Below are 14,934 nucleotides of genomic sequence, written 5' to 3' on the forward strand. Positions count from 1 at the left end.
AGTGATGTTTGATGGGAATCTTTCGCTCAGCGCCGAATGCATCCATTAGCATTTTCATTTACTTTTATCTGACCTGCCAACATATGTGTTGACAGGTTAGATATGTGTTGGTCCTGGATTAGTGTAATTGAGCAAGCCGATCCATCAAAAGCTTGAATAGTTGTTGAGGAGTATTTGGTGATCGATCTTACGTTCGTAATTTTTCTTTTAGTCATGAATATTTCCATACTTGCATACGGATACATGCAGGCTGGAAATTACTTTACCCAATTGTATTTGCTCGCTCTTCTATTCGTAAATTGGTTGATATTTTCTGGTTATATCGCCTTTGGAATATTTGATGACGGCCTGATCTTTATCTCTGCCGCAAATTTTATCTGCGTATTTTTTGTACTATTGACGAGCAAAGTCCGGCACAGGCAACTCTCTTGTGAACTTGCTCCACCTCAGCCTTCTGCGTTTTTCTGGAGTGTCGCATTCGCATTGCTCGCTCTATTTTATTTGGTGCAGGGAATCGGTGGTGTCAATGCTTTGTTCAATAGTTGGGTGGAGATTAAGGACGATCTGGATGGGAATAATCTATTGCGCAATATGGCAATGTTTTTTTATATTATAGCTGTCGCGTCCTTACGTTCTGCACTGATACGCGAAGGGTTTAAGGTAAAACTGGCGCTGCCCGTAATTCTTATCGCTATGTTCGTTATGGCAATTCGCGTTAAACTATTCATGTTGCCCTTGTTTCTGACATTGCTACTGCCGCGGCTTGAATATAAACTCAATAATAAACGAATTTTGTGGGCTGGTATTCTATTCCCACTTTTATACCTGTCAGTCATGGTTTTTCGGTGGCTTGGTGATTTGCAGAATGTTGGTCCGGATGAGTTACTTGCGACGGTTAAAGATGTCCTTTCCGCTGGTGTGGAAAGAGAAATGTATCATCAGTTTCACACCGTGTTTGAATATTTTCAGGTGCATTCGATAAGTTTTGGAGCCTCATATCAGCGTTTGTTTCTGATGCCTATGGACTCAATTTTAGGAACGTCGTTTTCACCGGATAATCCAATGTATTCTTATTATACGATACAGAATAATGGAATTTTTGTAGAAGGTGGGAGTGCACATCCTTCCCTGTATGGTGATTCCTTTGCCTCCTTTTCTGTCGCGGGAATTTTTATACCAGGTTTGATTGTCTTGTTGTTGAATTGGATTTTCAATACATATCGTGATGAGGAATATTTCTCTATCTTGTTCGTCGGGGTGATGATTTTCATAGGATTGGTCGCCCGCGGTGCCGTATTCTATGCTTTTTTATATTTAATTTTTACGTTTTTTGTTTTTCTTTTCTTTAATTTTTGGGGTAGGTATTTTTTGATGGCAATATCGGAGAAAAAATATGCAGATGATCACTAGAAATGATCCGCATAAGCATATTATGCTGAGTTCATTTTTGAACCGGGTAGGTGCTCTTCAAAATGCTGTGACGAAGCGTGCGACAATATTTGGAATCATATATTTGGTCGATATTCCTGGGGATTCCGATATTGTATTGGTCGATGATCCGATTGCTTTTTGGTGTGCGCGATTTATTTTTAAAGTTCCATTTCCCCGTTTGCGGATATGGGCATTCGAACTATACGAATTTCAGCTGCCGAACAATAATTTTCGTAATATTGTTCGTAATGTTTTTTTTGGTCTCGCCACATGGTCAGCGTTTGTTTTTTCCGGCTCTGTAATTTTTCCTTCAGTCGGACGTGCTGAGTTTTGCATACGTCGATATCTTTTTGCAAGGTTGCAGAGAAAATACAGAATTTTACCTAACATTCCTGTTTTTTCCACACCGGCATTGAATCTGCCTGAATCGGTTCAGTTCGCATTGACCGATTTACAGAAACGCGGAAAGATTATTGTCATTTACTCGGGATCGATACAGACCGGGCGGGAACTATCACCGATTATTGCTGAATTTGAACAGCAGGATAAGTATCACCTAGTACTAATTGGAACCCTTAAGGGCGAATATGAAAACTTCGCCGATAGAAAATTCAAATCAACTAGCTATCTTGGTAATTTTGATCATTCTATTGTGTTTCGAATTTATCAAGAGGTCAGTTACGGCATTTTGTGCTATTCGAATACCTCACGCAATACCGAAATTTGCGCGCCAGTAAAAATTTGGGAGTACCTTCATGTCGGCATTAAGATCATAGGTAATCAAAATCCAGCATTGATGGGGGAGTGGCGTGGGTACATCGACGCAATTTATGCTCCGCATGCAGTGGTAGCAGCGTTGGAGTCGGCTGAAGGGACACCGATATCGGCCCCAGCCATTCCTGTATTTGATGTTGATTTCATCTCTGAAAAATGGAGTAACGTTTGAGGGATGTGTTACTTATATTAAGGCTGCTTTTTCAGCGTGGATTTGGCTCGTTTTTTTACGCTTATGTTGCAATGCGTTACCTTCCAGCCAGTAGTTTTGTTCGCGACCTATATTTGCTAGGTTTTGTCGACTTTCTGTTTGGTATGGCCATTTTTACGTTGCGTATTGGCGCATTGCACAGACCAGAAGGCGATGGTGAGTTATTCTCGACCAGCGTTCTTTTGGCTGCCGTTGTGGTGGTTGTAAGTTGTACGTTTAACTTTCACCTGGCGACTGTGCTGATTTTGGGTGGTGCGGCCTTAATTTTTCCTTACCTGATCTTGTTATTGGTTACAGAGGAGCGTCGAGACGCCAAACAATTGGCCACTCTGGAGTCATGGGCGGGGTTATCCGGATCCGTGATAAGTGCATTGGCAATTTTCGGTATTGCCTTCTTTTGGGTGGATTCCACATTGTTATCGCCGTTGCTTAGGCCCGTGTTGATACAAATCATATTGTTTTTGCTCTTGATTGCACGCCGATCTGTTCGGCATTTTCCTGTGTTTTCCATGCCAGGGGTAGTTGCACTATTAGCGCGCCTTGGTGGTTTGGATTACCTGGCGCTATACGGTGTGTTTCGTGTTAAAGCACTGGCTTTACTCGCATCCTCCACTGGTTTCGTTATCGGCACTGATCTGAGCAAGGCGGTATTGATATTGTATGATCCGATCGCTGGCATCATGGGGTATGCATTGCGGTTTCGTTATGCAGCGCTCGCTTTTGATGGAAAAAAATATGCGCAATCAGTATTCGGTTTCTTTTATGTTGGCATCTTGATTTGTATGGGCTTTGTCTTGGCTGGTTTCTTATTACATGCAACGGAATACAGTTCCGTATTGTTTGCCTTGGCCTTGCTTTTTTTCTCCCTGTTTGCGGCAGGTATTACCACGCAAGTGGTAAGAACCACATTGCTTAACCGCATTCTGCTCTTGTCTGGTTTGATCTTGGCAGTGGCTGCCCTTTATTCTGGTTTTGGCTTGGGTGCCGGTCTGACGATCGCCATTGTTTGTTTTTTACTGGTGCTGAGACGGTTTGCCGCGTAGATGTCGGATTGACTGATGACTACTATAGGCGATATATCGCGCATAAAATATATTATTTTCTCATGCTGCGTGTAATATTCTGCCGCTGTATATGTCTTCACCTATTTTTAATGGAGTTCCTGTGGAAAAAATATTAGTGGTTTTTGGTACTCGTCCTGAAGCAATCAAGATGGCTCCGGTGGTCGCAGCCCTGAAACTCGATCCGGCATTTGATGTGCGGGTTTGCGTTACCGCGCAGCATAGGGAAATGCTGGATCAAGTATTAGAATTGTTCGCCATTGTTCCAGATTTTGACTTAAATTTGATGCGACCCAATCAAGATCTGACCGATGTTACTACGGGCGTATTACTAGGTATGCGAGATGTATTTTCACGTTGGCTTCCTTCATTGGTTTTGGTGCATGGCGATACTACAACCGCGATGGCAACAAGTCTTGCCGCATTCTATCGTCAAATACCGGTAGCGCATGTCGAGGCCGGATTGCGAACTAGGAATATCTATTCGCCGTGGCCAGAGGAAATGAACCGCAAGATCGCCGGCGCCGTCAGTGTGTTGCATTTTTCCCCGACCGAGCAGGCGCGCCTTAATTTGTTGGCGGAAGGGGTTGATGGCGCTTCGATCTTTGTCACGGGAAATACCGTTATTGATGCACTGTTGCAATCTGATCGTAAAATACGCACTGACGTCGAATTGAATGCGAGTTTGAGCGCGCTATTCCCGTTCCTCGATAGTAATAAACGACTGATTCTCGTCACTGGTCACCGACGTGAGAATTTTGGTGCCAGTTTTGATGAAATTTGCGAGGCATTATTGCGTTTAGCCCAGCGCGAAGATGTGCAAATTGTTTATCCAGTGCATTTGAATCCAAATGTCAGCGAGCCAGTCCATCGGATTCTAGGCGGTTTGCATAATGTGCATTTGATTCCTCCCCAATCTTACCTTCCATTTGTATATCTTATGAGCCGCTCCTATTTAATCATTACCGACAGTGGTGGTGTGCAGGAGGAAGCGCCATCGCTGGGCAAGCCGGTGCTGGTAATGCGGGAAACGACTGAAAGACCGGAGGCAGTCGAAGCGGGTACCGTGCAACTGGTGGGGACGTGCGCTGATATGATTGAGGGTACGGCTGGTAGGCTGCTCGACGAACCGCTTGCTTATGCGAAAATGGCATCGTCGCATAATCCTTATGGCGATGGTTTTGCGGCAGAACGTATTGTTGTTGAAATTAAGAAATTTATCGAGGTGGAGTGCGCAACTTTGCGAGCCTCGTCGTAATATCGGAAGTGATAAATTCTGTCAGACTCACTTGTTTTCAATGGTTTTTTTTCGTCTTGAACCCATAAATTCGCAGACATGTTTCAGCTAAAGAAAGGCTGGAGAAAATCTGAGGTCAACCAGTTGGAGGCCGAATTTCTCATCACTACCATTGGGGATAAATTCACTCACGTATAGAAATTTCTCAAAACTGAGCAGTAATTTTGACTGGAATGGACTGTATAGAGAGGCTATCTTGCTGATTATTCTTCCTGAATCATTGCACTAAATTAACGTGAGATATGGCGATTTCAGCCGAGGAACCATCGGTACTCCCCTATTCCCTGTCTGTAAACCAGCTTATTTCCTGATCAAGAAGAGTTTTTAGGTCGCTTTCATGAATATATTATTGATCAATCACTATGCCGGCAGTCCTCATTACGGCATGGAGTATCGCCCCTATTATATGGCGCGTGAATGGGTGCGGGCGGGCCACCGCGTGCGCATCGTGGCCTCGGCGCAATCCCATGTGCGCGCCAGACAGCCTGCACTGGAAGGCGCTACGACACGACTAGAAACCATCGATGGTATTGAATATCTATGGTTTTCCGGTCCGCAGTATGCTGGTAACGGTTTGAAGCGTGTCTGGAACATTATGCGTTTCGTTGCTGACCTGTTTTTGCGGGGCCGTGACATAGACGCCTCGTTTACGCCCGATGTGGTGATCGCGTCAAGCACCTATCCCATGGATATCTGGCCGGCGCGGCGTATCGCGCAACGCGCCAAGGCCAAGCTGGTGTTCGAAGTTCATGATCTATGGCCATTGTCGCCGATGGAGCTGGGGGGAATGTCGAAATGGCACCCCTTCATCATGATGGTGGCGGCGGCGGAGGGATATGCTTATCGCCATGCAGATGCCGTCGTTTCCATGCTGCCGAAAGTGCGGACGTATATGGAGTCGCGCGGTATGCCGCCTGATCGCTTATATATCGTGCCAAATGGTATCGATCCGGCCGAATGGCAGGCCGACAGTCCCCGTTTGCAGGCCAACGTTTATGAGCTACTGTCCGGTTTCAAGGCACGTGGCTTGTCCATCGTCGGTTATGCCGGCACGCATGGCGTGGCGAATGCGATGGACGTGTTGTTGGATGCGGCCGCGTGTATCGATGACGACCGCGTCGTGTTTGTACTCGTCGGTGGTGGGCCTGACAAGGAAGCGCTCAGGCAAAGGGCTGCGGCGGAACACTTGAGTAATGTGTTTTTCGTCGATCCGGTCAAGAAGGAGCAGATTCCTGCCTTGCTGGAGTGGTTCGATATTGCTTATATTGGTTGGCATCGGCAGCCGCTTTACCGTTTCGGTATTTCTCCGAACAAATTGATGGACTATATGATGGCCGCGCGGCCGATTTTGCATGCTGTTGAAGCGGGAAATGATCCTGTTGGCGAGGCTGGTTGCGGCCTGACCGTGGCGCCTGAGGATCCGCGCGAGATCGTGCGCGGCATCCACGCTTTACTGAAATTTAGCGTGGACGAACGAACCGCGATGGGGCAGCGGGGTAGGCAATTCGTATTGGAAAACCATACCTATCCGGTGCTGGCACGGCGCTTCGTCCATGCGTTCGGCCAGTCGGCCGAGGCGCGTGAATAATGGCATTACAATCCTTATTCGTTTTATTTCCAACCACAATCGCTGCACCCCTTAAAGGCGCTGCGGTTTCGCCAGAGACTTTGATACCTATATGACCGAACAAAAATTTTTACCGTTCGCCCTACCTGAAATCGGCGATGAAGAAATCCAGGAAGTCGTCGAGTGCCTGCGTTCCGGCTGGGTGACAACAGGCCCGAAGACCAAGCAGTTCGAACAGGATTTCGCCGCCTATATCGGCGATGGCGTCGAGGCGATCGCTGTCAATTCGGCCACCGCAGGTTTGCACCTGGCCCTGGAGGCGCTCGGCGTCGGTCCAGGCGATGAAGTAATCGTGCCGACCATGACGTTTACCGCCACGGCGGAAGTGGTGCGCTACATGGGGGCCGATCCGGTTTTCGTCGATACCGACCCGGTCACGCTGAACCTGTCGATGGAGGCGATTCGTGCTGCCATTACACCACGCACGAAAGTCATCATGCCGGTTCATTACGCCGGCCTGGCCTGCGATATGGACGCCATCCTGACGTTGGCGCGTGAGCACAAATTGCGTGTCGTTGAAGATGCTGCGCATGCATTCCCAACGCGCTATAAAGGACGCTTGATCGGCACGCTGGATAGTGACGTTACCGTGTTCAGTTTCTATGCCAACAAGACGATGACCACAGGTGAGGGCGGCATGGTCGTCACGCGTGACGCCGACATCGCCACCCGCATCAAAATGATGCGTATTCACGGTATCAGCCGCGATGCCTTTGATCGTTTCGTTTCGAAGACGCCGGCCTGGGCCTACGAAGTGGTCGCACCTGGTTACAAATACAATCTGACCGATATCGCGTCAGCGATGGGCATTCACCAGTTGCGCAAGATCAATGCGTTTTCGGCCCGCCGCCAGCAGCTCGCGCGGCGCTATTTTGAGGGATTGGCAGATATGCCGTTGCTGCTGCCGGCAGAGGCTGCCGATGGTGGCGAACATGCCTGGCACCTGTACGTCGTGCGCTTGACCTCTGCGGCGCCGATTGGCCGCAATGAGTTGATCCAGAAGCTGTCCGATCACGGTATTGGCACCAGCGTCCATTACATTCCGCTGCACCGTCATCCTTACTGGCGTGATACGTATCATCTTGCGCCGGAACAGTTCCCCGAGGCGGAGGCGGCCTATCATGCGATGGTCAGTTTGCCTTTGTATACGGCCATGACGGACGAGGATCAGGAACGCGTGATCCGCACGCTGCGCGAGTTGCTGTGCTAATCAAGCGTATTTTCGATGTCATCGCGGCGCTGTGCGGCTTGCTGCTGCTGGCGCCGTTGCTGGTGCTGATTGCTGTGTGGGTGAAGGTGGACTCCACAGGGCCGGTGTTTTTCCGCCAAGAACGGGTAGGACAGTATGGTGTCCTGTTTCGCATTTTTAAGTTCCGTACGATGACGGTCGGCACGGAAGCGCAGGGGCAGATCACCATCGGACGCGACGCGCGTATTACTGGTGTCGGCCACCGGCTGCGTCACTATAAACTTGACGAGTTGCCGCAACTGCTCAATGTGTTCATCGGCGACATGAGCCTGGTCGGGCCGCGGCCGGAAGTGCCGAAGTACGTGGCGCTGTATACGCATGCGCAGCGCGAACTGGTGCTTTCCGTCAAACCGGGAATCACGGATCTAGCCTCGATCACCTATTGTGATGAAAATCGCCTGCTGGGTGAGTCGGCCGATCCGGAGCGCACTTATATCGAGGAAGTCATGCCAGTCAAGCTGCGCTTTTATGAAGAGTATGTGCGCCAGCGCTCCTTAGCCTTGGACATACGTATCATTTTCATGACGATCGGCAAGTTGATTCGCTGATGTGCCTTTCCGGGCTACCTGCGGGTCTTTCTCTACTTGAAGACCCTTCCCATTCCCCTCCGTGTGAGGGGAATGTCGTTTCTGCGCCGCTTGGCATGAGGACTATATGCAGGGCCGTATAGTGCTTATGCGCGAGGGCATGATTTGTGCCGCCGTCCATGCATGTAATTCCAGTTTGCAATCAGACTTGCCTTTATATATTTTCGTACAATGACTTCTATCAGGCAAAAGAGCAGCGTGGTCGCGAAATAGATGGGCTATATTCTTAGAAACCGATAGTCCAGAACTGGAAAGTATTGTCCAGTGCGAGGCGGCGTTTTGTGTGGAGAGCACCAGGATAAAGCCGCTCTGCATGAAAAACAGATCGACGGCCTTGGGCTCGGATGCAAAAAACCACTGTGAAGTGGCATGATCAGACCCGACAGGCACATGCGATGTGGTGTGGTGAGTTGCGAGATAATCGCCGCCAAACCGCGTAATGCCTGGATAAATCGCATCTGGGTCTGGCTGGTGGATTTCACAGTGACAGTGAGGACAAAAGCTTAAGCATGTCAGCCCGCCGCTTCAGGATTGCAGCGGGCAACACAAGGCAATAACTAGCTGCCTTGCCTGTTGTAGCAGTGGGGGCAAGACACTTCATACACATATTCCGGCGCCAGCTGCTGGCGCGGCGTGACGACGGCGCGGCAGACGAAACATTGCACGGTTTCCGTCGGTTCCAGTTTCGGGTTCAGCGCCGTGCGGTAGTCGAAGACGAAGCAGTCGCCCGTGTAGTGCTCGCCGCCGACCTCTTCGAAGTATTTCAGGATGCCGCCGTCAAGCTGGTACACGCTGTCGTAGCCGATTTCCTTCATGTGGATGGCCGCCTTTTCGCAGCGGATGCCGCCCGTGCAGAAGGTGACGACGGTCTTGCCTTCCAGCTCATCCTTGTGCGCGGCAGCCACGGCCGGGAATTCCGTGAACTTGTCGATACGGTAATCAAGCGTGTTGTTGAACGTGCCCACGTCCACTTCAAAGGCGTTGCGCGTTTCCATCATGACCACAGGTTTGCCCGCATCGTCGACGCCGGCGTCAAGCCAGCGCTTGAGCGTATGCGCGTCGACGGACGGGGCGCGGCCCAGTTCCGGCTTGATCAGCGGCATGCGCATGGTGATGATTTCTTTTTTCAGCTTGACCAGCATGCGCTTGTGCGATTGTTCGTTCGATAAGCTTTCCTTCCATTCCAGATCGGCCAGACGCGCGTCGCTGCGGACCCAGGCGAGGAAGGCATCGATATGCGCGCGCGTGCCCGACAGGAACATGTTGATGCCTTCCGGTGTCAGCAGGATCGTTCCCTTCAGTTCCAGCGCCAGGCATTGCTCCTGATACAAGGGACGCATGGCTTCCGTATCGTCGAGCGTAATGAATTTATACGCGGCGATATTGACAAACGTGGCGGCGGGCGCACTGACGGCGGCGGAAACGGCGGGTGTTGCTGGGGTGATGGCTTGCATGATGGCGATCGGCTTAGACTGAACAGCCGATATTATAAGCCCGACAGGCCTGGCGGGATACCCGGCCAGCCACGTTTTGCCGTGCCGGCGGGCTGTGCACGGCAGGAATTTCTTGCCCGCAATAGGGGGTCGCACCGCCGGTCCGGGGCCGCGACGCGGTAGAATAGACCCCATTGAATTTTGCACGAAACGGTACACAGGATGGAAATGGTAATGCAAGAGGCCGGCGCTCCGGCAGGTTCACAGCAAGCGATGCAGCCCGGTCCTGCCTTCGTCCATTTGCGCGTGCACTCGGAGTACTCGATCGTCGATGGCCTGGTGCGCATCGATGACGTGGTCAAGGCGGCGGCGAAGGACAAGCAGGTGGCGCTGGCCGTCACCGACCTGTCGAACCTGTTTGGCATGGTCAAGTTCTACAAGGAAGCGCGCGGCAAGGGCATCAAGCCCATCGTCGGCGTCGACGTGTGGATCACGAATGACGACAACCGCGAAAAGCCGTCGCGGCTGCTGCTGCTGGCGAAGAACCGCATGGGCTATCTGCAACTGTGCGAATTGCTGTCGACGGCCTGGCTGACGAACCAGTACAAGGGCCGCGCCGAGCTGCGCATCGAATGGCTGCAGGCGCTGGCGACGAATACCTATGAGCTGTATCCGGGCGAAAGCGCGGCCAATGGCTTGATCGTCCTGTCCGGCGCGCATTTCGGCGATGTTGGCACGGCCATCGAGAATGGCAACCTGGCCCTGGCCGAGCGCAATGCGCAGCGCTGGGCCGAGATATTCCCCGGTCATTTCTATGTTGAAATCCAGCGCGGCGGCCAGGCCAACCAGGAAGCGCAGGTCCGTCATGCGGTGGCGCTGGCAGCCAAGCTGGGCTTGCCCGTGGTGGCCACGCATCCCGTGCAATTTATTTCCCCAGAGGAATTTATTGCCCACGAAGCCCGCACCTGTATCGCCGAAGGCGAAATGCTGGCCAACGCGAAGCGCGTGAAACGGTTTAACGACAGCCAGCGCTTCCTGTCGCAGGCCGACATGGCCGAATTGTTCGCCGACTTGCCGGCCGCGCTGGCCAATTCCGTGGAAATCGCCAAGCGCTGCAATTTGACCTTGACCCTGGGCAAGCCGCAATTGCCGAACTTCCCCACGCCGGACGGCATGACGATCGACCAGTTCCTCGTCGCCGAATCGCAGGCGGGCCTGGAAAAACGGTTGCTGCAGCTGTATCCGGATCCGGAAAAGCGCGAAAAGGAGCGTCCGCGCTACGAGTCGCGCCTGAAATTCGAGACGGACACGATCTGCAACATGAAGTTCCCCGGCTACTTCCTGATCGTGGCCGAGTTTATCCAGTGGGCCAAGGAAAACGGCGTGCCCGTCGGCCCGGGCCGCGGTTCGGGCGCCGGTTCGCTGGTGGCGTATTCGCTGCTGATTACCGATCTTGATCCATTGCAATACAACCTGCTGTTCGAGCGCTTCCTGAATCCCGAACGCGTATCGATGCCCGACTTCGATATTGACTTTTGTCAGGAAGGGCGCGACCGCGTCATCCAGCACGTCAAGGATTTGTACGGCAAGGAGGCTGTCTCGCAGATCGCCACCTTCGGTACCATGGCGGCCAAGGGCGCGATCCGCGACGTGGGCCGCGTGATGGATTTCGGCTACAACTTCTGCGACGGCATCTCCAAGCTGATCCCGTTCAAGCCCGGCAAACCCGTGTCGATCGCCGACGCCATCGAGGAAGAACCGTTGCTCAAGGAACGCCTGGAAAACGAGGAAGAGGTCAAGCAGCTGCTGGACCTGGCGCAGCAAGTCGAAGGCATCACGCGCAATATCGGCATGCACGCGGGGGGCGTGCTGATCGCTCCCGGCAAGCTGACGGATTTCTGCCCGCTGTACACGCAGGGTGGCGACTCGGGCGTCGTGTCGCAGTACGACAAGGACGACGTGGAAGCCGTCGGCCTCGTGAAGTTCGACTTTTTGGGCTTGACCACGCTGACGATTCTCGACCGCGCCGTGCGCTACATCAAGCAGCTTGATCCGGCGCAAGCCAATTTCGATCTGGCCACCTTGCCGCTGAACGACAAGCCATCGTACGACCTGCTGACCAAGGCCAAGACCGTGGCCGTGTTCCAGCTGGAGTCGCGCGGCATGCAGGGCATGCTGAAAGATGCGCGTCCCGACCGTTTCGAAGACATTATCGCGCTCGTGGCGTTGTACCGTCCGGGCCCGATGGACCTGATTCCGGATTTCTGCAAGCGCAAGCACGGCGAACGCTTCGATTATCCCGATCCGCGTACGGAATCGATTCTGTCCGAAACCTACGGCATCATGGTGTATCAGGAGCAGGTGATGCAGATGGCGCAGATCGTCGGCGGCTACTCGCTGGGCGGCGCTGACATGTTGCGCCGCGCCATGGGTAAAAAGAAAGCCGAAGAGATGGCCGAGCACCGCGAGATCTTCCGCGCCGGTGCGGCGAAGGATGGCTTGACGGCGGAAAAGGCCGACGAGATCTTCGATTTGATGGAAAAGTTCGCCGGCTACGGTTTCAACAAATCGCACGCCGCCGCCTACGCCTTGCTGTCATACCACACGGCTTACCTGAAGGCGCACCACACGGCCGCCTTCATGGCCGCCAACTTGTCGCTGGCCATGGACGACACGGACAAGATCAAGATCCTGGTGGAAGACTCGCTGGAAATCTGCAAGCTGACCTTGTTGCCGCCGGATATCAACGAATCCGATTACCGCTTCATGCCGAGCGGCGCGGCGCCATCCGTGAGCGGCAAGAAAGTCACGCAGATCCGCTATGGCCTGGGCGCCGTGAAGGGCTCGGGCCAGAATGCCATCGAAGCCATCATCGCCGCGCGCGAGGCGGGCGGGCCATTCACCAGCCTGTTCGATTTCTGCAAGCGCGTTGATAAAAAGCAAATCAACCGCCGCACCATCGAATCCCTGATTCGCAGCGGTGCCTTCGATTGCCTGAAGGTCGACCGCGCCATCCTGCTTGCGTCCGTGGCGTTCGCCATGGAGTGCGCCGACCAGGCGGCCAAGGCGGCGAACCAGGTGAGCCTGTTCGGCGGCGACGACAGCGACATGGTGGCGCCGCCCGAGTACGTCAAGGTGCCCGTATGGACGGACAAACAGCGCCTGACGGAAGAAAAGATCGCGCTGGGCTTCTACCTGTCCGGCCACCTGTTCGACTCGTATGCGCCCGAGGCACGCCGTTTTGCCCGCACGAAACTGTCGGAACTGTCGCCGTCGCGCGAACCGCGCATGATGGCGGGCGTCATTACGGGCTTGCGCACGCAGATGACGCAGCGCGGCAAGATCCTCATCGTCACGCTCGACGACAAGAGCGGCACGGTGGAAGTGACGGTGTACGGCGAATTGTTCGATTCCAACCGGAAAATTTTCAAGGAAGATGAATTCCTCGCCGTCGTGGGCAAGGTGTCGGAAGACCGCTTTTCGGGCGGCTTGCGCATCACGGCCGAGAGCGCCTTCGACATCATCTCCGCGCGCGTGCAGTATGGCCGCCAGCTGGGCTTGACTCTGCCCACGACGCTGGACATGAAGCGCATCAGCGACGTGATCATGCCGCACCGGGCTGCGGATGGTCTGCCGATCGCCGCCAAGGTCAGCCCGCAAGGCGTCAGTTGCGTGCTGCAGTTCGGGGACGAATGGAAAGTGGCACCATCGGATGAATTGCAGATGGCGCTGGAGCAAATGCTGGGTGCGCAAGAAGTGGCGGTCGAATACTGACCGGTACTGCCCGGCGCATGCAACAAAGCCAAACCGCAGACATGCTGGTTTGGCTTTTTTTTGTTTACATGTCTTTCAGGCCCGTGATCGCATAGCCCTTGGCGGCGATCTGCTGGTGCGGCTGTTCGATATGGTAGTTGGGCAAGATCTCGGCATCGTCGGCCACTTCGCTGGCGCGTACTTCCAGCTGCCAGTCGGTATTGGTAACTTCTTCCGGAATGAGCTTTCCTTCCGGCACGGCGAGGTAGGAAAAAATGCCGTCGTGCTCGGCCCGGCGGTAGATGTCTACGCGCATGACTTGCCTCCTAGTAAGCGTTGGGGGAACCGGCGCGCCAGGAATGCACACCGATCTTGCTAGCGTAACAGGAATGTGCGGCGCATGGTTTTTTGCGCACGTGCGGGAGGCGAACTGGGGTATTGCGTGGAGGAATGACTGCTGGCGCGGGGGCGGGGCGCCTGGCCAATACCAGGGAGAGGGTCAGGTTGCGGCGGAAAAGTGCTCGTCGTCGAATTCGGCCGGGTGCTGGGTGTCATTGGCGGCCATGACGATGCCGGGCACGGCGACGTGGACATGGCTGCGATGCGATGCCAGGCCGTTGCGCAGGCTGTCGATCATGTTCAAGGTCAGTTCGTGGCGCTTGCGTGCTTCCGAACGTTTTTTGGACGCGATCTCTTCGAGGACGAGCGCAGGAAGCGTTTCGCATGGCAACTCAAAGTCGCCATCGCTGCGGGCCGTGGCGCCAAGTTCTTGCCACAATGCATTGTAGTCAGCGAGCAGCCGTCCATTCTTCTTTGCCGAATGGTGGCCGGCCCGGTTGGCATTGCCGACCAGAAGCATGGTGCGGCAACCGTGCTCGTATGCCAGTTGACGTACCAGGCGTATCATCAGGAACTTGGGGCGCATGCCGTGCAGGTCGCGCGTGGCTTCACGCACGCGGCGCAAGCCTTCCGCGCCCTGCGGACCCTGGATGCAGCCGATGCCCACGCCGGTATCGCTGGGTGCGCGCGTGCGGCAGCCGAAGAAGGTAAAGACCACTGTGTAGAGCACATCGTCATCATGGATCAGTTGCAAGACCATCTCGCCTTCGCGGTCCATGCGGAACAGCGAAGACAGGCGCAGATGGTAGAGCGAACCGGATTTTCCCGGTACCGTGGCGAGCATGACCGGTTGGTGCGCAGCTTGTACCATCAGCTTGCCCCAGCCTTGCTGCAGGATGAAATGATAGTGGTCGACCAGCATGGAGACTCGTTGCTGGCAGGACAGGCTTTTGCTCAGGTAATGCCGGTACACCTTGTGGACCAGGCGCGGGTAGGCTTGCAACAGGTCGCCAAAGACGGGGTGGGAATTGAGCAACTTGAGCCAGATGCGCGTCTGCCGCTGCTGCAGGCGTGCCCGCAATTGCAGTTTGAACAGCTCGCGCAGGCGGGCGATGCCCGGGGGCATATTGGTGAGACCAGCATGCAGAGTAATTGCTTGTGTCATCAGGCAT

The 14,934-nt window shown here is 53.7% G+C and carries 11 protein-coding genes; 8 read left to right on the forward strand and 3 right to left on the reverse strand.

The annotated features are described in order from the left end of the window. Positions 1 to 177 precede the first annotated feature (177 nt). From O3301_RS06200 to O3301_RS06230, 7 genes are all read left to right on the forward strand, one after another. Entirely contained in the window at positions 178 to 1,410 is a 1,233-nt protein-coding gene (locus tag O3301_RS06200) for a hypothetical protein (RefSeq protein WP_305055895.1), read from the forward strand. Next, positions 1,394 to 2,377: a hypothetical protein gene (locus tag O3301_RS06205; RefSeq protein ID WP_305055896.1), complete on the forward strand. Its 984-nt coding sequence runs from the start codon at positions 1,394 to 1,396 to the stop codon at positions 2,375 to 2,377. The genes O3301_RS06200 and O3301_RS06205 overlap by 17 nt, the downstream gene beginning before the upstream one ends. Further along, complete coding sequence (locus tag O3301_RS06210; RefSeq protein ID WP_305055897.1) at positions 2,374 to 3,459, forward strand: hypothetical protein; 1,086 nt, start codon at positions 2,374 to 2,376, stop codon at positions 3,457 to 3,459. Before O3301_RS06205 ends, O3301_RS06210 begins: the two co-directional genes overlap by 4 nt. 121 nt (positions 3,460 to 3,580) lie before the next feature. Next, positions 3,581 to 4,735, forward strand: coding sequence for a non-hydrolyzing UDP-N-acetylglucosamine 2-epimerase (gene wecB, locus O3301_RS06215; RefSeq protein WP_305055898.1), 1,155 nt, complete (start codon positions 3,581 to 3,583; stop codon positions 4,733 to 4,735). A 376-nt stretch (positions 4,736 to 5,111) separates the two neighbouring features. Beyond that, on the forward strand, positions 5,112 to 6,362 hold the full coding sequence (locus O3301_RS06220) for a glycosyltransferase family 4 protein (protein WP_305055899.1): 1,251 nt from the start codon (positions 5,112 to 5,114) through the stop codon (positions 6,360 to 6,362). 91 nt (positions 6,363 to 6,453) lie between these two features. Next, positions 6,454 to 7,611, forward strand: coding sequence for a DegT/DnrJ/EryC1/StrS aminotransferase family protein (locus O3301_RS06225; RefSeq protein WP_305055900.1), 1,158 nt, complete (start codon positions 6,454 to 6,456; stop codon positions 7,609 to 7,611). After that, complete coding sequence (locus O3301_RS06230; RefSeq protein ID WP_305055901.1) at positions 7,605 to 8,198, forward strand: sugar transferase; 594 nt, start codon at positions 7,605 to 7,607, stop codon at positions 8,196 to 8,198. The genes O3301_RS06225 and O3301_RS06230 overlap by 7 nt, the downstream gene beginning before the upstream one ends. Positions 8,199 to 8,794: 596 nt before the next feature. On the opposite strand, the gene O3301_RS06235 is transcribed toward O3301_RS06230, so the two are convergent. Then, the gene (locus O3301_RS06235; protein WP_305055902.1) at positions 8,795 to 9,691 is read right to left on the reverse strand and encodes a sulfurtransferase; all 897 of its coding nucleotides are present in this window, start codon (positions 9,689 to 9,691) and stop codon (positions 8,795 to 8,797) included. Positions 9,692 to 9,904: 213 nt separating this feature from the next. Between O3301_RS06235 and dnaE the strand changes: the two genes are divergently transcribed. Continuing rightward, positions 9,905 to 13,444: a DNA polymerase III subunit alpha gene (gene dnaE, locus O3301_RS06240; protein ID WP_289898813.1), complete on the forward strand. Its 3,540-nt coding sequence runs from the start codon at positions 9,905 to 9,907 to the stop codon at positions 13,442 to 13,444. Positions 13,445 to 13,508: 64 nt separating this feature from the next. On the opposite strand, the gene O3301_RS06245 is transcribed toward dnaE, so the two are convergent. Then, entirely contained in the window at positions 13,509 to 13,739 is a 231-nt protein-coding gene (locus tag O3301_RS06245) for a DUF6139 family protein (RefSeq protein WP_092713976.1), read from the reverse strand. Positions 13,740 to 13,922: 183 nt separating this feature from the next. Further along, positions 13,923 to 14,927: a VirK/YbjX family protein gene (locus O3301_RS06250; protein WP_305055903.1), complete on the reverse strand. Its 1,005-nt coding sequence runs from the start codon at positions 14,925 to 14,927 to the stop codon at positions 13,923 to 13,925. Positions 14,928 to 14,934: the final 7 nt, after the last annotated feature.

Origin of the sequence: Janthinobacterium sp. SUN211 (assembly GCF_030587315.1) — a bacterium.
GTDB classification, from domain to species: domain Bacteria; phylum Pseudomonadota; class Gammaproteobacteria; order Burkholderiales; family Burkholderiaceae_D; genus Janthinobacterium; species Janthinobacterium kumbetense.

Excerpts from the sequence above, each read along its gene's own strand:
- O3301_RS06205 (WP_305055896.1), top strand. The coding sequence starts at position 1,394 with ATGCAGATGATCACTAGAAATGATCCGCATAAGCATATTATGCTGAGT.
- O3301_RS06220 (WP_305055899.1), top strand. The coding sequence starts at position 5,112 with ATGAATATATTATTGATCAATCACTATGCCGGCAGTCCTCATTACGGC.
- O3301_RS06225 (WP_305055900.1), top strand. The coding sequence starts at position 6,454 with ATGACCGAACAAAAATTTTTACCGTTCGCCCTACCTGAAATCGGCGAT.
- O3301_RS06235 (WP_305055902.1), bottom strand. The coding sequence starts at position 9,691 with ATGCAAGCCATCACCCCAGCAACACCCGCCGTTTCCGCCGCCGTCAGT.
- dnaE (WP_289898813.1), top strand. The coding sequence starts at position 9,905 with ATGCAAGAGGCCGGCGCTCCGGCAGGTTCACAGCAAGCGATGCAGCCC.
- O3301_RS06245 (WP_092713976.1), bottom strand. The coding sequence starts at position 13,739 with ATGCGCGTAGACATCTACCGCCGGGCCGAGCACGACGGCATTTTTTCC.
- O3301_RS06250 (WP_305055903.1), bottom strand. The coding sequence starts at position 14,927 with ATGACACAAGCAATTACTCTGCATGCTGGTCTCACCAATATGCCCCCG.